The organism is Massilia aquatica (genome assembly GCF_011682045.1).
Classification (GTDB): Bacteria; Pseudomonadota; Gammaproteobacteria; order Burkholderiales; family Burkholderiaceae_D; genus Telluria_A; species Telluria_A aquatica.
Genome location: NZ_VVIW01000039.1, coordinates 16,247 through 34,748 on the forward strand (window position 1 = coordinate 16,247; position 18,502 = coordinate 34,748).

The 18,502-nt window shown below is 61.0% G+C and carries 20 protein-coding genes and 1 tRNA gene; 9 read left to right on the forward strand and 12 right to left on the reverse strand.

Translation table 11 applies throughout. The features are described from left to right. Window positions 1–107: 107 nt before the first annotated feature. The 7 genes from F1609_RS32245 to petA all read right to left on the reverse strand — a co-directional run bounded on the left by F1609_RS32245 (window position 108) and on the right by petA (window position 6,956). The gene (locus F1609_RS32245) at window positions 108–1,934 is read right to left on the reverse strand and encodes a hypothetical protein (protein WP_167081732.1); all 1,827 of its coding nucleotides are present in this window, start codon (window positions 1,932–1,934) and stop codon (window positions 108–110) included. Between the two features lie 762 nt (window positions 1,935–2,696). Further along, window positions 2,697–2,772 (reverse strand) — tRNA-Thr (locus F1609_RS32250). Between the two features lie 26 nt (window positions 2,773–2,798). After that, window positions 2,799–3,323, reverse strand: a complete 525-nt coding sequence (locus F1609_RS32255) for a ClpXP protease specificity-enhancing factor (RefSeq protein WP_167081734.1) — start codon at window positions 3,321–3,323, stop codon at window positions 2,799–2,801. Window positions 3,324–3,428: 105 nt separating this feature from the next. Continuing rightward, on the reverse strand, window positions 3,429–4,040 hold the full coding sequence (locus tag F1609_RS32260; protein WP_054265664.1) for a glutathione S-transferase N-terminal domain-containing protein: 612 nt from the start codon (window positions 4,038–4,040) through the stop codon (window positions 3,429–3,431). Window positions 4,041–4,144: 104 nt separating this feature from the next. Beyond that, the gene (locus F1609_RS32265) at window positions 4,145–4,906 is read right to left on the reverse strand and encodes a cytochrome c1 (protein ID WP_167081736.1); all 762 of its coding nucleotides are present in this window, start codon (window positions 4,904–4,906) and stop codon (window positions 4,145–4,147) included. 29 nt (window positions 4,907–4,935) lie between these two features. After that, window positions 4,936–6,348, reverse strand: a complete 1,413-nt coding sequence (locus tag F1609_RS32270) for a cytochrome b (protein WP_167081738.1) — start codon at window positions 6,346–6,348, stop codon at window positions 4,936–4,938. 2 nt (window positions 6,349–6,350) lie between these two features. Then, a complete protein-coding gene (gene petA, locus F1609_RS32275; protein ID WP_167081740.1) occupies window positions 6,351–6,956 on the reverse strand; it encodes a ubiquinol-cytochrome c reductase iron-sulfur subunit in 606 nt (201 codons plus the stop codon). Window positions 6,957–7,250: 294 nt separating this feature from the next. Between petA and mscL the strand changes: the two genes are divergently transcribed. The 5 genes from mscL to F1609_RS32300 all read left to right on the forward strand — a co-directional run bounded on the left by mscL (window position 7,251) and on the right by F1609_RS32300 (window position 10,677). After that, the gene (gene mscL, locus F1609_RS32280) at window positions 7,251–7,670 is read left to right on the forward strand and encodes a large conductance mechanosensitive channel protein MscL (protein ID WP_308609594.1); all 420 of its coding nucleotides are present in this window, start codon (window positions 7,251–7,253) and stop codon (window positions 7,668–7,670) included. Between the two features lie 13 nt (window positions 7,671–7,683). Then, a complete protein-coding gene (locus tag F1609_RS32285) occupies window positions 7,684–8,832 on the forward strand; it encodes a Do family serine endopeptidase (protein WP_167081742.1) in 1,149 nt (382 codons plus the stop codon). A gap of 42 nt (window positions 8,833–8,874) precedes the next feature. Continuing rightward, window positions 8,875–9,564, forward strand: coding sequence for a DUF2461 domain-containing protein (locus F1609_RS32290; protein ID WP_167081745.1), 690 nt, complete (start codon window positions 8,875–8,877; stop codon window positions 9,562–9,564). Window positions 9,565–9,575: 11 nt separating this feature from the next. Further along, window positions 9,576–9,905, forward strand: coding sequence for a cupin domain-containing protein (locus F1609_RS32295; RefSeq protein WP_167081747.1), 330 nt, complete (start codon window positions 9,576–9,578; stop codon window positions 9,903–9,905). 61 nt (window positions 9,906–9,966) lie between these two features. Further along, on the forward strand, window positions 9,967–10,677 hold the full coding sequence (locus F1609_RS32300; protein WP_370661699.1) for a substrate-binding periplasmic protein: 711 nt from the start codon (window positions 9,967–9,969) through the stop codon (window positions 10,675–10,677). Window positions 10,678–10,686: 9 nt separating this feature from the next. Here F1609_RS32300 and F1609_RS32305 read toward each other — a convergent pair whose 3' ends face one another. From F1609_RS32305 to F1609_RS32325, 5 genes are all read right to left on the reverse strand, one after another. Further along, window positions 10,687–11,727 carry an NAD(P)H-dependent glycerol-3-phosphate dehydrogenase gene (locus F1609_RS32305; protein ID WP_167081749.1) on the reverse strand — a complete coding sequence of 347 codons (1,041 nt, stop codon included), beginning with the start codon at window positions 11,725–11,727 and terminating at the stop codon, window positions 10,687–10,689. 5 nt (window positions 11,728–11,732) lie between these two features. Beyond that, window positions 11,733–12,176 (reverse strand): SH3 domain-containing protein, encoded by a 444-nt coding sequence (locus F1609_RS32310; protein ID WP_167081751.1) that lies wholly within the window; start codon window positions 12,174–12,176, stop codon window positions 11,733–11,735. 130 nt (window positions 12,177–12,306) lie between these two features. Further along, window positions 12,307–12,780 (reverse strand): protein-export chaperone SecB, encoded by a 474-nt coding sequence (gene secB, locus F1609_RS32315; RefSeq protein WP_166892068.1) that lies wholly within the window; start codon window positions 12,778–12,780, stop codon window positions 12,307–12,309. A gap of 148 nt (window positions 12,781–12,928) precedes the next feature. Beyond that, the gene (grxC, locus tag F1609_RS32320; RefSeq protein ID WP_126077359.1) at window positions 12,929–13,192 is read right to left on the reverse strand and encodes a glutaredoxin 3; all 264 of its coding nucleotides are present in this window, start codon (window positions 13,190–13,192) and stop codon (window positions 12,929–12,931) included. Between the two features lie 11 nt (window positions 13,193–13,203). After that, window positions 13,204–13,605, reverse strand: coding sequence for a rhodanese-like domain-containing protein (locus F1609_RS32325; protein ID WP_167081753.1), 402 nt, complete (start codon window positions 13,603–13,605; stop codon window positions 13,204–13,206). 147 nt (window positions 13,606–13,752) lie between these two features. Here F1609_RS32325 and gpmA point away from each other — a divergent pair, with 147 nt between their 5' ends. From gpmA to F1609_RS32345, 4 genes are read left to right on the forward strand one after another with little or no spacing between them, the layout of a single operon-like run. Further along, window positions 13,753–14,499, forward strand: a complete 747-nt coding sequence (gpmA, locus tag F1609_RS32330; RefSeq protein ID WP_167081755.1) for a 2,3-diphosphoglycerate-dependent phosphoglycerate mutase — start codon at window positions 13,753–13,755, stop codon at window positions 14,497–14,499. Window positions 14,500–14,544: 45 nt separating this feature from the next. Continuing rightward, entirely contained in the window at window positions 14,545–16,032 is a 1,488-nt protein-coding gene (locus F1609_RS32335) for a murein hydrolase activator EnvC family protein (protein ID WP_167081757.1), read from the forward strand. Window positions 16,033–16,054: 22 nt separating this feature from the next. Continuing rightward, complete coding sequence (locus tag F1609_RS32340) at window positions 16,055–17,557, forward strand: S41 family peptidase (protein ID WP_167081759.1); 1,503 nt, start codon at window positions 16,055–16,057, stop codon at window positions 17,555–17,557. A 25-nt stretch (window positions 17,558–17,582) separates the two neighbouring features. Further along, window positions 17,583–18,335 (forward strand): HesA/MoeB/ThiF family protein, encoded by a 753-nt coding sequence (locus tag F1609_RS32345; RefSeq protein ID WP_167081761.1) that lies wholly within the window; start codon window positions 17,583–17,585, stop codon window positions 18,333–18,335. Window positions 18,336–18,502 lie beyond the last annotated feature (167 nt).

Sequence of the window (18,502 nt, forward strand, 5' to 3'; positions counted from 1 at the left end):
CCACTCCTTCGCCGACCCATTCCCTCGCCAACAGTGCGTCGTACATGTGCAGTGGATGCTGCGCCGGCGCTAGTGGGTGTGTATGTCCATTGAATTGGCATGAACTCTCAATGTTTTAGTGCCAGCACTTCCCCAAAACATTCTTGGTCTCGTACTGTTAGTTCAATTAACCCAGCACTGATCGTTAAGTCACGCTTCTTCAAATATCGTCTATGTAAGGCAATAACTGGGGGAGCGTGGATAAACTTTAGAAAGCCATCCGCCGTTCGGGTCCCTTCCAGCAAAGGATCATGAAACTGAAATATCTCGGCACCGGCACCGCTTCGCAAAATCATCTTATACTGTGCAATATACGCATGGAACGTGTTTTCGTCTGTAATATGATATCCGTTGCAATTTAGAACGCGCCCCAGCTTGGCGGACGTAATAATAATTCGCTCGATTCGTTGCGGAGTCCAACTCGGGGCTAGGTTAAGCTTGTGACGCATATGTTCAAGGTGTTTCTCAAAGTAATCACAAGTTCTTTGGTGTTGGGTTAGGGCCTCACCCGTGAGGTAGGATTCAAGTGCTATGTAGCTGTGAAAATCAGTCGCTAAAAACTTTCCCTTACATTCACAAAGAAATAGTACGTCGTCCAAGACAAATGCCACATCGCAGTCATATTTTTTATACTTGACCTTCGAACAAGTAATGCCTGCATCCCTTAGGTCTTTTAGAACGATCTTTTCAAGGCCAGGGCCAATTGTTGCCAACTCGTGACTCGTTTCGTTCTTAATTGATTTCAGCAGGGACTCGATTGAAAAAGCTGGCTCGATTTGTGCCGCCACTGCCGGTAGTAGGAAAAGATGATCTCCAACTGGCACGAGTGGTGCATCTAACAGGTCTTTCGAACTGGAGTTAAAGGTGAAGTGCTTTACAATGGCTTTTGCCGCAACATCGGTAATTCCGCCACGTGATCCGAGTATCGATTCAAAAGCCAACGCATCCGCCTTGAAAAGTAGCTCGCTAGGGTTGGGAATCGTACGGTTTTGCAAAATATGCTCTACTGCTAGCTCTTTAATGACAGTATAGGCACGAATCCACTCCCCCAGAGTAGCTCCGTAAAAAGGCTCAGTAAGGTGTTCAGAATAGAACTGAAGCGAAGTCAGGTATCCAGAAATTAATTCATCTTCTGAACGAAAACCTGCACATGGCAATACCAGCGTCCCTTCGGAGATTAAGTCATTCCGCAGCGCATCTGTTCGTCGTGATGTTCGAAATGCCCTCAACCTGGACATTGAAATTCGGAAAGCCTGAAGTGCCTCGCTCTTACTAGAGTCTATTATCTGTTGTTCGGGTAGGACAAATGCCGCTCCATGTCGCCAAATCGTTCGAGCCTCGTGAAAAATCTGCCAATCTGCGGCGAGCAAAAGATGGCGGCCGGCGGTTGCAACTTTTTCGTCTGCAATGTTTTTGGGGAAATTCGTTTTTGAATTTTTATCAACGAGCGAGCGAATTACAATACCGAAATAGGTTAAAAAATAATCTACTGCAGCCATCGCGTCAAAGTCACTGACGTGCAAATAGTCGTCCCTATTTTCCACCTCTATTTTGAAGGGAAGGTCTTTCATCAACGGTAAACGATAGTACTGCCGAAGCGCAATCTCCAGTGCAATCAGCGTATGAAGCAGTTCATCTGCACGATCGAGAAAATTATCAGATATGTTATGGATTCGCTTTAACAGATTCGCTTCCACATTGAACAAGAAACACGCTTCTGTTCCCAGTGAGCGTACTCTTTCAACTGAATGGTTTTCCATTTGTCTGAGTACGTTCTGGTCCGCATTTACCAGGCTAAGGCGAAGTTGGGAAAGTTGGATTTCGAGCTCATCAGGCGTCAATATTGTATCGTCGAGGCCTTGTAATATTTGGCCGGGAGACTGTATCTTCATCATTTTAACAACTCAAAAAATCTATGACCATGCGACCGCGTAACTTCTAGCGATGCCTATCGTTTCTGACAGATCGGCAGCGAGTGCGCGGCCGGCACCAGCATTCCAGCCGGGGCGGCGCCGGTCAGGTCGGCGGCCAAGCAAAGATGATATGACCGACGCCCCGCCCGCTGCGGCCCGCCGATGGGAGAGGGGCTAGCAGGTGCGCAATGAGTCGCCGAAAAGTACGGGCCAATACTGAAAGGCCTCGACCGCCCCTAGCTTACCCCGCCTGGACACGGGCTGGTGTCTATTTTACGCCGGGATGACGCTGGACCTGGCCCCGGCGAATTGCGCAGCGTGGGCAAAGTGCCGAAAAGTGCTGGGAAGCACCCGCTGCCTAAGGCGCATGGTTGCCGCGATCACACGGTGCGCGGGCTCGGGTAGGCCGTAGGCGGGGACCGGTCGGCACGCAAGGGGGATAATTTAGTTTCGGGTCATTCTTTTGGCTTGCAGCAATAGCCTTCGCCAGTCGCTTACCGGCCTAAGTCGCCGGGCGGAATCTCAATCGCGATTGCTCTTGGGCCCACTCCCATTGCATCAGAGAAGGCAGTCAGCGCAAGGGTACGTGAATCAGAGTCAATGAGTTCCATAATTCTCTCTAAAAAATGCAATCTCATTGTCAAATTTACCAGCGCGAGAAACCTACATAGTGCCTACATAAAAGTGACAAGATTCCGAAAAAAAAGGGTTACAAGAAAAATCCTGTAACCCTTTGATACATCCTGGTGCCGACTGCCGGTTTCGAACTGGCCACCTGATGATTACAAATCAACTGCTCTACCAAATGAGCTAAGTCGGCGAAACTTTTACAGCCGCGATTATACGCTATTTGATGCGCGTGAGCGTCGGACGGCCACCTTTTTTAGGCGGATCGTTGTTGTCGTCCGGCGCGGGCGCGGTCGTCGGCACGCCCGTCGGCGCACTGTCCGCACCCGTGACCGGCACGCTCTGCAAGCCCACCGGCGGCACCTTGGCCAGCGCCGGCACGCTCGACAGCGGGCTGTCGGTCGGCTGGCCGGCGGCGTTCTCGGACGCCGTGCTGGTCACGTCGAACGCCATCCCCTGGCCGTTCTCGTTGCCGTAGATTGCCAGCACATTTTGCACCGGTACGTAAATCTCGCGCGAGACGCCGCCGAAGCGGGCGTGGAACTGGATCGCGTCATTGTCCATCTTCAGGCCCGAGGTGGCGCCGAAGCTGATGTTGAGCACGATTTCGCCTTTTTTGACGAATTCCATCGGCACCGTGGTGGCGGCGTCGACCTTGACGGCGAGGTAGGGCGTGAACCCGTTGTCGGTGCACCACTCGTAAATGGCGCGCAGCAGGTAGGGCTTGGTTGAGATCTCGGGCATGTTCTGTCGTGGTGTAGTACGGGTGATCACGCCAGTCTACTGCGATTGGCCCGAAGGCGTCGTGACTGGCGTGATACGGAAGTTGCAGTAGGCCTTGGCCGCCGATCAGCGGCGCATGACTTTCTCGGACGGGGTCAGCGCTTCAATGTAGGCCGGACGCGAGAAAATGCGCTCGGCGTACTTCATCAGCGGCGCCGCCGTCTTCGACAGTTCGATGCCGTAGTGGTCCAGGCGCCACAGCAGCGGGGCCACGGCCACGTCGAGCATCGAGAATTCGTCGCCCAGCATGTACTTGTTCTTCAGGAACAGCGGCGCGAGCGTTGTCAGGCGGTCGCGGATTTCCGCGCGCGCCTTGTCGTGGCTCTTGTCGTTGGCCTTGGCGCGCTCGCTCTCGAGCACGTGGACATGCACGAACAATTCTTTTTCGAAGTTGAACAGCATCAGGCGCGCGCGCGCGCGCATCAGCGGATCGGCCGGCATCAGCTGCGGATGCGGGAAGCGCTCGTCGATGTATTCGTTGATGATGTTCGATTCGTACAGGATCAGTTCGCGCTCGACCAGGATCGGTACCTGGCCGTACGGGTTCATCGTCGAGATGTCTTCTGGCTTGTTGAACAGGTCCACATCGCGCACTTCGAAGTCCATGCCTTTTTCGAACAGGACCAAGCGGCAGCGTTGGGAGAACGGGCACGTGGTGCCGGAGTAGAGAACCATCATTTTTATAGTTCCTTAGAAACAAAGGGGGTGAAACGACGAGCGGATCACCCCGAAATGTGCCTGCTGAATGACTCAGCGGGCAATGAATGAAGCGTGCAGCCTGCTTACTTGACTTCTTTCCAGAACGATGCGCTCAGGCGCCATGCGAACAGGGCGAAGATCGACATCAGGAACAGGACCCACACGCCCAGGCTCTTGCGGGTGGTGGCGGCCGGTTCGGCCATCCACTCAAGGTAGGCCACCAGGTCGGCCGTCGCTTCGTCGAACTGGAGCGGGGTCATGGTGCCAGGCGTGACCTGGGTAAAGCCAGCGAACTTGTGGATGGTTTTGCTTGCATCATGCGGATCTTTGACTTCATCCATCTTGACGGTGCGCACACCCTGCTGTTGCCACATGACATGCGGCATGGCGACGTTGGCCACCACCATGTTGTTCCATCCGGTCGGACGGGTGTCGTCCTTGTAGAAGGTGCGCAGGTAGGTGTACAGGTAGTCGGGACCGGTGCCGGCCGAGGAGGCCTTGGCGCGGGCGATCACGGACAGGTCGGGCGGTACCACGCCGAACCATTCCTTGGCGTCGGCCGGGCGCAGCGCGGTGGTCATCAGCGCGCCGACTTTTTCACCGGTAAACAGCAGGTTTTCCTTGATTTGCTCTTCCGTCAGACCAATGTCTTTCAGGCGGTTGTAGCGCATCGAGGAAGCCGAGTGGCAGTTCAGGCAGTGGTTGACGAACAGCTTGGCGCCGTTTTGCAGCGAGGCGAGGGTCGGGCGCGCAGGCGCCTTGTCCAGCGGATGTCCGCCACCGCTGGCCAATGCCAGGCCTGGCAGCAATGCCAGGATCGCGATCAGTTTTTTCGGAAAATTCATGTAATGTCCTTTTGCTGTGATGTCGTCGATTAGTGCGGATGGAACGTCACACGTTTCGGCACGGGCTTGAAGGTGCCCATCGAGCTCCACCAAGGCATCAACATGAAGAAACCGAAGTACAGCAAGGTGCACACTTGCGACATGATCGTGAAGACGGCGGTCGGCAGCTGGGTACCGAGGTAGCCGAGCAGCACGAAGGAGATGCCGAACACCATGTACACATATTTGTGCCAGTCAGGACGGTAGCGGATCGATTTGACCGGCGACTTGTCCAGCCACGGCAGGGCGGCGATGATCATCACCGACGAACCGAACAGGACCACGCCCCAGAATTTCGCATCCAGCACCTGCGGCAGCATGCCGATGATGACCAGCAGCGCGAACACGGCGATGGCGGCCTTGACCACGAACGACAGGCGCGTCTTGACCCAGATGAAGGCCACGTACAGGGCGATCGCACCCATCAGCACATACATGAAGTCGGCCGTGGTGGCGCGCAGCACCGAGTAGAACGGCGTGAAGTACCAGGTCGGGGCGATGTGCGCCGGGGTCTTGAGCGAATCGGCCGGGATGAAGTTGTTGTACTCCAGGAAGTAGCCGCCCATTTCCGGGGCAAAGAACACCACCGCGCTGAAGATCAGCAGGAATACCGACACGCCGAACAGATCGTGCGCCGAGTAGTAAGGGTGCGACGGGATCGAATCGAGCGGATGGCCGTCCGGACCCAGGGTTTCCTTGACTTCGATACCGTCGGGATTGTTCGAACCGACTTCGTGCAGCGCGATCAGGTGGGCAGCAACCAGACCCAGCAGAACCAGCGGAATCGCGATCACGTGGAAGGCGAAGAAGCGGTTCAGGGTGGCGTCGGAGACAACGTAGTCGCCGCGGATCCACAGCGACAGGTCAGGGCCGATGAAAGGAATCGCACCGAACAGGTTGACGATCACCTGGGCGCCCCAGTACGACATCTGGCCCCATGGCAGCAGGTAGCCGAAGAAGGCTTCGGCCATCAGGCACAGGAAGATGGCAAAGCCGAACAGCCAGATCAGTTCGCGCGGTTTGCGGTACGAACCGTACAGAAGGCCGCGCGTCATGTGCAGATAGACGATGATGAAGAAGGCCGAGGCGCCGGTCGAGTGCATGTAGCGCACCAGCCAGCCCCACGGTACTTCGCGCATGATGTATTCGACCGAACCGAATGCCAGGTTGGCGTCCGGCTTGTAGTGCATGGTCAGGAAGATACCGGTGACGATCTGCAATACCAGCACCAGCATCGCGAGCGAGCCGAAGATGTACCAGAAATTGAAGTTTTTCGGAGCGTAGTACTGGCCCCACTGGTCGTTCCAGAGCTTGGTCAGCGGAAAGCGGTCGTCCACCCAGCCCAGCGCCTTGTCGGCCACCGGCGCATTCGCGGGGAACTTGGTTTCTTTAAAAGCGGCCATGGTTATGCCTCGCCTTTCTCGTCTTTACCGATGATCAACTTGTCGCCCACGAACATATGGCGCGGCACTTCGAGGTTGTCCGGCGCCGGCTTGTTCTTGAACACGCGGCCGGCCAGGTCGAAGGTCGAACCGTGGCAAGGGCACAGGAAGCCGCCGTGCCAGTTGTCGGGCAGGTTCGGCTGGGCGCCTTCGGTGAACTTCGAGGTTGGCGAGCAGCCCAGGTGCGAGCAGATGCCGACCGCGACCAGTAGTTCCGGCTTGATCGAACGGTGTTCGTTGCGCGCGTACTCGGGCGTGAGCATGTCCGGCGTGCGCTCGGACTTCGGATCGGCCACGTCGGCGTCGGTCTTCTTGAGGGACGCGACCATTTCCGGCGAACGCTTGAGAATCCACACGGGCTTGCCGCGCCATTCCACGGTCTTCATTTCGCCGACAGTCATGCCGGCAATATCTACTTCCACCGGCGCGCCAGCGGCTTTTGCCTTCTCCGACGGCTGGAATGTGCTTACCAAGGCTCCCGCCGTGGCCAAACCGACAACACCACCCGCCGCACACGTAGCGGCGAGCATGACGCGTCGGCCCGGATCGACCTGCTTTTCGTTACTCATACCAACCCCAATCAGTCAAAATGCGAAATCTTAAAAAGCTACTTAGAGCTTCTAGCAACCTTAAATTATAAGGGAATAGGGGGGCGAGTTAAAGAAAAAATGTTGCTCGTGCGCCTGTCAAGAGCGAATCATCGCCAATTTGAAACGAATCTGCGGTCCGTTGCGCGCATTTCGCGTGCGTCGGCCCTGTTTGCGGGGCGATAGCGGTTCGCCGGGAACCGTTGACCCGGTTTGGTTTCTAACAGCGGTGAGGTATGATCGGAGATGGTTATTTCACAATCGTAGGGGGCAAGAATGACGATGATGAGCGAGTTCCGGCAGTTCGCAATGAAGGGCAATGTGGTCGATCTCGCCGTCGGCGTGATCATTGGTGGTGCTTTCGGCAAGATTGTCGATTCATTGGTGCAAGACATCATCATGCCGCCCATCGGCCGCCTGTTCGGCGGACTCGATTTCGCCAATTACTATATCCCGCTCAACAACCAGGCCATGAACCTGACCCTGGTCGAAGCCAAGAAAGCCGGCGCGGTGCTCGCCTACGGCAATTTCCTGACCATCCTGCTCAATTTCATCATTCTGGCCTTCATCATCTTCCAGATGATCCGCCTGATGAACAAGCTGCGCCGCGCCGAGGAACCGCCGGCGGTGGCAGCCTCGCCGACCCCCGAAGACGTGCTGCTGCTGCGCGAGATCCGGGATTGCCTGAAAAAATAGACAGGAGGGCGCGATGCGGCGCTTATGGTTGTTGTTTGCGCAAGTGGTGACGGTGGCCCTGGCCTTGTACTTCGTGGCCGCGGCCCTGCGCCCGGACTGGCTGGCCGGGTTGGGGCGCAGGGCCCAGCCGGCCACGGTCGCCAGCAATGTGTCGGTGCTGCAGGCGCCCGGCGCGGCGCCGGCCGCGGGCAGCTACCGCGAGGCGGCCGGGCGCGCCATGCCGGCCGTGGTCAATATCCTCACCAGCAAGAACCAGGGGCGCGAGCATCCGCTGCTGAAAGACCCGTTCTTCCGCCGCTTTTTCGGCGACCGCCTGCCGCCCGAGGAGGAGCAGGCCAGCCTGGGCTCGGGCGTGATCGTCAGCCCGGACGGCTACATCCTCACCAACAACCATGTGATCGAAGGCGCCGACCAGATCCAGGTGGTGCTGGCCGACGGGCGCAAGGCGCCGGCGCGCCTGGTCGGCAGCGACCCCGAGACCGACCTGGCGGTGATCCGCATCGCCGTGCCCAAGCTGCCCGCGATCGTGCTCGGCAACGACGACGCCGTGCGCGTGGGCGACGTGGTGCTGGCCATCGGCAACCCGTTCGGGGTCGGCCAGACCGTGACCCTGGGCATCGTGTCCGCGCTCGGACGCAACAACCTGCACATCAACCAGTTCGAAAATTTCATCCAGACCGACGCCGCGATCAACTTCGGCAACTCGGGCGGGGCCTTGGTCGATACCAATGGCAACCTGCTCGGCATCAACTCGGCCATCTATTCGCAGAGCGGCGGCTCGGTCGGGATCGGCTTTGCGATTCCCGTCACCACCGCCAAGACCGTGCTCGACGCCATCATCCGCCACGGCGCCGTGGTGCGCGGCTGGATCGGCATCGAAACCCAGGACATCACGCCCGAACTGGCCGACAGCTTCGGGCTCGACCGGCAAAGCGGCACCATCATCGCCGGCGTGGTGCGCAACGGCCCGGCCGACCGCGCCGGCCTGCGCCCGGGCGACATTTTGCTGGCGGTCGACGGCAAACAGGCCGGCAGCACCAACGACACCCTGAACCTGATCGCGCAGCTCGCGCCCGGCGGCAAGGCTACAATGACCGTGATGCGCAAAAACCGCCCGGCAAAGGTCGACGTCACCATCGGCAAGCGCCCGCGTCCGCAGTAACGCAGTATTCCTCCGCCGCCGTCCCTCTTTTTTGGATCCACAATGCATTTGCGCGACCTGACGCAGTTTTTGAACGAATTAAGCGAAAATAACAACCGTCCCTGGTTCATCATGAACAAACCGCGCTACGATATCTTGCGCGAAGAATTCCTGGCGGTCGTGACCGAACTGATTGGCGAACTGACCAGATTCGACAAGCAGGTGGCGGCCTGCAATCCCAAGAAAGCCATGTTCCGGATCAACCGCGACATCCGCTTCGCCACCGACAAGCGCCCGTACAAGACGCGCTTTTCGGCCGGCATCACTCCCAAGGATTTGCGCCGCCCGAGTGCCGGTGGCGGTTCCACCTACTATTTCCAGATCGACGGCAGCGGCAAGCTGCAATTCGGGGTGGGCGAATACCTGCCTCCGGCGCCGCGCCTGAAGGCAATCCGTGAGCACATCGTCAACGATGCGACAGGATTTGCCAAAGTAATGAAGAATAAACAACTGCGCGCCACCTACGGCGACCTGCTGGACGAAGACAAGCTGCAGCGTCCGCCCAAGGGCTTCGATCCGCAGCATGTGCATGTCGAGTATCTGAAGCTGAAAAGCTTTTTTGTCTGGACCGACATCGACCTCAAGGTCAATCAGCCGGACCAGCTGGTGCCGGACCTGGCGCGCGGATTCAAAGATGCCTTTGCGCTGGTGACGTGGTTGCGCAGCGTGGAGATGAGCAATCCGGAAGAATAAAGGGAAACATCATGGCCTTACAACATGCCGCCTCGGGCGAACTGATTCCACTGCAACGCGGCGACGACGACATTGCCCATTTCACTTCGGTGGCGCTGGCCAAGACCGAGAACATGGAGCTGATCCGGCTGGTGCTGCCCAAGGACCGCGACATGCCGGTGCACAAGGTCGATGGCGAGATCACCTTGCTGTGCCTGCAGGGCGAGATCGTCTGCGATGCGTACGGCAAGAGCGTGGTGCTGCGCCCGGGCGAGATGCTGTACCTGCTGGGCGGCGTGCCGCACGGCTTGCGCGCCAATGACGATGCGGTGGCGCTGTTGACCATCTTGCTCAAGCCCTGAGGCCGGGACGGCGGCAAGGGACGGGTAAGATGATGCTGAGCCCATTCTTTCGGAGAGTCCCGTGAACCGACAGCGTTTTCTGATACTCGCGCTCGCCTTGAGCGTCATGGGCGCCGCCGCCGGGGCCAGTGACATCCACGTGTCCACGCTGGTCGGCAGCGACCCGGCCACCAGTGTCGCCGAACGGGTCATGGGCGAAGCCTACCGCCGTATCGGCCGGGTGCTGGTGGTGCACAAGTTGCCCGGGGAACGCACCCTGATGATGGCCAACGAAGGCAGGATGGATGGCGAGCTGTATCGCAAGGCCGGCATGGAGCGCGATTATCCGAACCTGGCGATCGTGCCCGTGCCCTTGCTGACCTATGAGATCGTCATCTTCACGCGCGGCACCGATTTCGCCGTTAACGGCTGGGAAAGCCTGCGGCCGTTCACGATTGGCTATGTGCGCGGCATCAAGATCGTCAAGGAAAATACAGCGGGCATGAAGACCGAGGCGGTGCCTGCCATGGAACAGGCCTTCCAGAAGCTGGCCATGGGCCGCACCGATGTGGTGGTCGGCAACCGCTTAGCTGGGCTGGCTGCCGCCGAGACCCTCGGGATCGACAATGTGCGCGTGCTCGCGCCCGCACTGGCGTCGTTCCCGGTCTACCACTACGTCAACAAGAAGCACGCCGCGCTGGTGCCGGCGCTGGTGGCGGCCCTGCAGGCGATGAAGGCCGACAAGACCATCGACAAGCTGCAGAAACAGGGTGCGCGCGGCGCGCCGCCCTGAGGTAAGGCCTCAGGTCAATTCATCGCGCGGATCGCGCGCCAGCAGTTGCGCCAGCATCGCCTGTGGCGTTCCGCCGTCGAACAGCACGCCGGCCACCGCATTGGTGATCGGCATATCCACGCCCAGCTTGACGGCCAGCGCCCGTACCGCCTTCGCGCACGGCACCCCTTCGGCCACATGCCCGAGTTCGGCCACGATGGTGGCCAGCGCCTTGCCCTGCGCCAGCCCCAGCCCCACCCTGCGGTTGCGCGACAGGTCGCCGGTGCAGGTCAGAATCAGGTCGCCCATCCCGGTCAAGCCCATGAAGGTGCCGGCAACGCCGCCCAGCGCCATGCCCAGGCGCGTGATTTCGGCCAGTCCGCGCGTGATCAAGGCCGCCCGCGCATTCAGGCCCAGCCCCAGCCCATCGGCCACGCCGGTGGCGATCGCCAGCACGTTCTTGACCGCGCCGCCCACTTCCACGCCGACCAGGTCGTCGCAGGAATACACGCGGATATTGCCGCCATGAACAGTCGATACCACCCGCTCGCGCAGCATCTCCGAGCGCGACGCCACCGTCAGCGCACACGGCAGCCCGCGCGCCACTTCCTGCGCGAACGACGGCCCCGACAGCGCAGCGCCGGCCACCCCGGCGCCCAGCACGTCGCTGACGACCTGATGCGGCAACAGGCCGGTATCGCCCTCGAAGCCCTTGCAAAGCCAGACGATGTGCGAAATTGCGTGCGGTTTGAGTTGCAGCAGGAGCGGGCGCAAGCCCGCCACCGGGCAGGCCGCGATCAGCAGCGGCGCCTCAATCTCGGGCGTGCCGAGCACATGCGCCAGGGCGGCATCGAAGTCGGCGGTGACCCGCAGTCCGGGCGGAAACGCGCAGCCCGGCAGATAGGCGCGGTTCTCGCCCTGCGCGCCCATGGCCTCCATGGCGCCGCCATTGCGGCCCCACATCAGCACCTCATGGCGCGCTGCCAGCGCGATGGCCACGGCGCTGCCCCAGGCGCCCGCGCCCAGGATGGTGATCTTGCGTTTTGCAACGTTGTGCGTGCTCGTTGGCATGGGGCTCACACGCCCCACACGTCGGCGGCGCGCATATAGCCGCTGATGCCGTCACGATGACGGACTTTGATCCAGCCCGCGGCCGGCGGGTCGATCAGTTCCAGCAGCACGCCCTTGTCGGCGCTCATCACCGGATTGGCGTCGGCGTCGGCCGCGCCGCGCACTTTGGCGTTGGCGCTGCGCACCACCACATTGCGGCGCGTGCTCAGCGACTTGGCTTCAGCCCAGGCCAGGTCGCCGGCGGCGTCGCGCAGCTTGACCCATTCGCCATAGGTGAGCACGACTTCGACCGGCATGCCGCGCGGCGCCACGAACAGCCTGGCGCCTTTGAGCGAGGGTGCGTCATACAGGATCAGGCTGGCTGCGCCGACGCTCTTGAATTCAAGCGCGTGCGCGGACGCCGAGGCCAGCACGCATGCGGCACTGAGGAGAAAACGGGGAATTGTCATTGCGTGGCCTTCGCCGTGAGAGTGCAGGGTGGCGGCCGCCAGCGGCACGGGAGACCCGTGCCTGGACAGGACCCGCGCGCAGTCGATCGCGTCGCTGCGCGCGGGCGGCCCGGCCCACCCTGCGGCTTGCTTAGTGTGCTGCGGTGTCAGCTGGAGCAGCGGCGGCTGCATCAGCCAGCGCCTGGCGGCGCTGCTGGTAGAACACTTCGAAGTTGATCTCGGCCAGATGCACAGGCGGGAAGCCGGCACGGGTGATCACGTCGGCGATATTGCCGCGCAGGTAAGGGTAAACGATGTTCGGGCAGCCGATTCCCAGCAGGGGATCCATCTGGTCCGCAGGAATGTTGCGCGCTTCGAAGATACCAGCTTGCTTGCCTTCAACCAGGAACGCAACCTTGTCCTTGACCTTGGCGGTCACGGTGATCGTGACGGTCGACTCGTAGATGCCGTCGGCGATGGCTTCGGCGCCAACGTCCAGCGACACTTCGATCGACGGCGCTTCTTGCTCGAGGAAGATGGCTGGGGAATTCGGCTGTTCCAGCGACATGTCTTTCAGGTAGACGCGTTGGATTTGGAATACGGGTTGCAGATTTTCGTCAGACATGGAACGCTTTCGTTGAGAAATTAACAGAACGGCGACACGCCGTTCCCTCTGTGCTTGGACTTCAAACGCGACGGCAATTGTAGCAAAATCATACGACTTGAAATAGTTTTGCGCAATCGATTAGCGGTAACCCGGGACTATATGCCGATCAAAGCCCTTTTAACAAGGGATCGAGGCGTCCTTGTTGATCGAGCGCATACAAGTCGTCGAAACCGCCGACATGGGTCTCGCCCACGTAAATCTGGGGCACGGTGCGGCGGCCGGTCTTGTTCATCATCACCACTTTTTGCTCCGGGTCGAGGTCGACGCGGATTTTCTCGATGTCGGTCACGCCCTTCGCTTCGAGCAGGCGCTCGGCGCGCACGCAATACGGGCAGGAGGCGGTATGGTAGAGCACTACATGGGCTGTCATGGTATTTCCTTTCACTTTGCAGTCGGCAAGCCAGCGGCTTGCCATGCGGTCTGGCCACCATCGAGGCTGAACACGTCGGTAAATCCGGCGCCTTCGAGGATCTTGATGGCCTTGTCGGCACGCGCGCCAGTCTGGCACACGACGACAACGGTTTTGCTTTTCGCCTTGTCGAGCTCGGCTATGCGGGATGACAAGTCTGCCAGCGGAATGTTTTTCGCGTCGCGCAAATGCCCGTTTGCAAATTCTTCGGCCGTGCGCACGTCCACCACCACGGTCTTGCCGCGGTTGATGAGCTGGGTCACCTGCAAGGTGGAAGCACGTTTTCCGCGAGGTTGCAGCGCCGGCCAGAGCAGGGCGCCGCCCGACAGCACGACGATGCTGACGATAAAAATATGGTCAATAATGAATTTCACGGGGTTCCAATGGTTTAGGACAATCCGCGCATTATAAAATAGAAGCCGGATCTGCTATAACTTCACCTTTGCGTCACCGATAGTTAGCGCTGGCACTCACCATTTTCGCATCGCACCCCTTTTCCTCACTCTTCTGAAAAATTGCTTATGTACAAAATTGTCTTCATGCGCCACGGCGAATCCACCTGGAACCTCGAGAACCGCTTCACCGGCTGGACCGACGTCGACCTGACCGAAAAAGGCGTGCGCGAAGCGCGCAGCGCCGGCCAGGTGCTCAAAGAGGCGGGTTTTACTTTCGACGTGGCCTACACCTCGGTGCTCAAGCGCGCCATCCGCACCCTGTGGCTGGCGCTCGACGACATGGACATGATGTGGCTGCCGGTCAAGAACGACTGGCGCCTGAACGAGCGCCACTACGGCGCCCTGCAGGGCCTGGACAAGGGCGAGACCGCCGCTAAGTACGGCGACGCCCAGGTGCTGGTCTGGCGCCGCAGCTACGACACGCCACCGCCGGCGCTGGAAGCGTCCGACGAGCGCACCTCGTTCAACGATCCGCGCTACGCCGGCGTGCCGAAGGACAGCATTCCCCTGACCGAATGCCTGAAAGACACCGTGGCGCGCGTGATGCCGGTGTGGGATGAAGAAATCGCCCCGGCCATCCGCGCCGGCAAGAAAATCCTGATCTCGGCCCACGGCAACAGCTTGCGCGCCCTGATCAAAATGCTCGACGGCATCAGCGACGACGACATCGTCGGCCTCAACATCCCCAACGGCCAGCCGCTGGTGTACGAGCTCGACGCCGACCTGAAACCGATCCGCCACTACTACCTGGGCGACCAGGACGCCATCGCCGCCGCCGTTGCCGCGGTCGCCAATCAAGGGAAGGCCAAGTAAGTTTTGTCTTTTAAGTTCAAGCAGTTAGCGGCCGGAGCCTTGTGTATGCTCCTGGCCGTCGCCACGTGCGGCGCGGCTCCCGCGCCCGCTCCCCGCCAGACCGAACGCAGCAAGCAGAAAGTGCTGGCCGAGAAGACGCGCGCCGGCATCCAGCAAAAGCTGGCCGAGCTCAAGCGCGAAGTCAGCAAGACCGAAAGCGAGCGCGAGGATGCGGCCGACACCCTGGCCGAGTCCGAGGAAGCCATTTCCAACGCCAACCGCGTGCTGCGCGAGCTGGCCAGCGAACAGAGCGAGACCAGCGCCGCCGTGGCCGGCCTGGCCGCCTCGCAAGAGCAGCTGGCCGCCACCATCGTCAGCCAGAAACAGCAACTGTCGCGCCTGTTGCGAGAGCAGTACGTGGCCGGCAACGAAGACCGCATCAAGCTGCTGCTCTCGGGCGACAATCCGAACCGCATCAACCGCGATCTGCAGCTGATGGCGTATGTCTCGAAAGCCCAGGCCCGGCTGCTCGCCTCCCTGCACGGCAACCTGGCCGCCGTCGCCAGCAACCGCGACAAGGCTGAAAACGCGCGCGAAGAACTCGACGAAATCGCCCAGGAAGAGCGCGAGCAGAAAGCCGTGCTGGTCAAGGAAAAGGCGCGCCGCGCCGCCTTGCTCGGATCGCTGTCGGAACGGCTGACCGAGCAGCGCAAGGAAATCGGCGGCCTGGAACGCGACGAACAGCGCATGGCCGGGCTGGTCGACAAGCTCTCCAAACTGATCAAGGAACAGGCCGAAGCGGCTGCCGCCGAGCAACGCCGCCAGGAAGCCCTGGCCGCCGCGCGCGCCAAGGCCGCCGAGGAAGCGCGCCTGCTGGCCGCCGCCAGGAAAGCCGAACGCATGGCTGCACGCAAGGCGGAACGCGAGCGCGCCATCGAGCGCGAACGCGAACGCCTGGCGCGCGAAGCAGCCAAGAAGCCGCCCAAGATCGACCCGCGCACCGGCGCCAGGACGCCGCAGCCGGTCCCGGTCCCCGTTCCCGTGCCGATGGACCCGATCGACGACGACGAAGCGCCCGTGGTCGCGCAAGTGCCCGACAAGCCGGAACCGCCTCCGCCGCGCAGGCCCGACATCGCGCTCGCGCCGGCCACGCTGGACGGCGCTTTCGCCAGCCTGCGCGGCAAGCTGCGCGCGCCGGTGTCCGGCAAGCTGGCGGCCCGTTTCGGCGCCAAGCGCGGCAGCGGACCGAGCTGGAAAGGAATGTTCATCAAGGCCGCCGAAGGCAGCGAAGTGCGCGCCGTGGCGGGCGGGCGCGTCGTGTTCGCGCGCTGGATGCGCGGCTTCGGCAACCTGATCCTGGTCGACCATGGCACCGAATACCTGTCGGTCTACGGGAACAACCAGGCCCTGCTGAAACGCGAGGGTGACGCCGTCAAAGGCGGCGAGCCGATCGCCAGCGCGGGAAACACCGGCGGCAACGAGGAATCGGGGCTATACTTTGAAATCAGGCACAAGGGTGCGGCAGTCGATCCGGCGGGCTGGGTGAATTTCTGACGGTATTACTATAGGTAGAAGAATGAAAGTCAAAAGTATCGGCCTGATCGGCATTGGCATGGTGGCCGGCGTGGCCGCGTCCTTCCAGTTTTCGGCCATGGCGCAAAAACCCGGCAGCGCGCCCCTGCCGCTCGACGAGCTGCGCCAGCTCACCGATGTCTTCGGCCTCATCAAGTCCGACTACGTCGAGCCGGTCGAAGACCGCAAGCTGCTCTCGGAAGCGATCACCGGCATGGTGGCCTCGCTCGACCCGCACTCGGTCTACCTCGATAAAAAAGCCCTGCGCGAGATGCAGGAAAGCATGCAGGGGCGTTTTGTGGGCCTGGGCATCGAAGTGGCCATGGAAGAGGGCTACGTCAAGATCGTGACCCCGATCGAAGATTCGCCGGCCTTTCGCGCCGGCATCAAGGCGGGCGACCTGATCACCCGCATCGACAGCACCCCGATCAAGGGCATGTCGCTGGACGAAGCGATCAAGAAAATGCGCGGCGAGCCGAAAAGCAAGGTCGTTTTGACGATTGCGCGCAAGGGCGACGACATGCCGTGGATCGTGCCGCTGGTGCGCGAAGAAATCCGCGTGCAGAGCGTCAAGGGCAAGATCGTCGAGCCGGGCTACGGCTGGCTGCGCATCAGCCAGTTCCAGGAACAGACCGTGGACGACATGGTCAAGAAGGTCAACGCCCTGTACAAGGAAGATCCCAAGCTCAAGGGCCTGGTGCTGGACCTGCGCAACGATCCGGGCGGCTTGCTGCCGGGCGCGATCGGCGTGTCGGCCGCGTTCCTGCCGCATGACAAGCCGATCGTCTCGACCGCCGGCCAGCGCCGCGACTCGAACGAAGTGTTTTATGGCCGCCGCGAATTCTACGCCGCCCGCAATGGCGCCGATCCGCTGGCCAGGCTGCCGGCCGCGCTGAAAAACGTGCCGGTGATCGTGCTGGTCAACACCGGTTCGGCCTCGGCCTCGGAAATCGTCGCCGGCGCCTTGCAGGATTACAAGCGCGCGATCATCATGGGCACCCAGACTTTCGGCAAGGGCTCGGTGCAAACCTTGCGCCCGCTCACCAAAGACACCGCCGTCAAGCTCACCACCGCGCGCTATTTCACCCCGAACGGACGCTCGATCCAGGCCAAGGGCATCGTGCCCGACGTCATGGTCGACGAAACCGCCGAGGGCGACGGCTTGAACAGCCTGCGCGTGCGCGAAGCCGACCTGGAAAAGCACCTGTCCGACGGCAGCGGCAAGGACAGCGTCGACCCGGGCCGCGCGCGCCGCGACGAAGTCGAAGAAGACCAGCGTGCGCAGTCGCTGGCACGTACGCGCAAGCCGCTCGAATTCGGCAGCAAGGACGACTTCCAGCTGGCCCAGGCACTGAACCATTTCAAGGGCTTGCCGGTCAAACTCTCCAAGGTCGAACCGGTGCACGACAAGGAAGCCGAGAAATCCAAGGAAAAGGCGGCGCCGGGCGTCAAGCTGCCGGCAACCGAGGTCAAGCCGCCCGAACTCAACAAAGGCGACAAGAAATAATGCAGCACCGTACGGCCCGCACACGATGAACGACGACCAGCTGCTGCGCTATTCGCGCCATATCCTGCTCGATGAAATCGGCATCGAAGGCCAGCAGCGGGCGCTGGCGGCGAGCGCGCTCATCATCGGCGCCGGCGGGCTCGGTTCGCCGGCGGCCCTGTACCTGGCCTCGGCCGGGATCGGGCGCATCGTGCTGGTCGACGATGACGAGGTCGATCTGACCAACCTGCAGCGCCAGGTTTTGCATACCACCGCGCGGGTGGGGCAAGCCAAGGTCGCATCCGGGCGCACCGCGCTGCTGGCGATCAATCCCGGGATCGACGTCGTGGCCTTGCGCGAGCGCGCCGATGACGCGCGCCTGGCCGAGCTGGTCGGGCAAGCCTCGGTGGTGCTCGATTGCAGCGACAATTTTGCCACCCGCCACGCCGTCAACCGGGCTTGCGTGGCGCACAAGGTGCCGCTGGTGTCGGGCGCGGTGATCCGCTTCGACGGGCAGATCAGCGTGTTCGATGCGCGCCGCGCCGATTCGCCGTGCTACAGCTGTTTGTTTCCGCAGGATCAGCACTTTGAGGATGTGGCGTGCAGCACCATGGGCGTGTTCGCGCCCTTGGTGGGCGTGGTCGGCGCGATGCAGGCGGCCGAGGCGCTGAAATTGGTCATGCGGGTCGGACAATCGCTGGCGGGACGCCTGCTGCTGCTCGACGGGCGCGCCATGGAGTGGACCAGCATCGGCGTGGCGCGCAATGCCGATTGCCCGGTGTGCGGGTGCGCCGGGTAGCTTCAGCGTCCAGGTATTTCTCATTGATAGGCTATACCTTTTGAGCCGTCTTCCCCGCGAAGGCGGGGATCCATAGCACCGTTGAGCAAAGGTGCTATGGATACCCCCCTAAGCGGGGAAGACGGGGTTAAAAGAACCGCGACGGCCTGCAGTAAAACCGCCCCTAG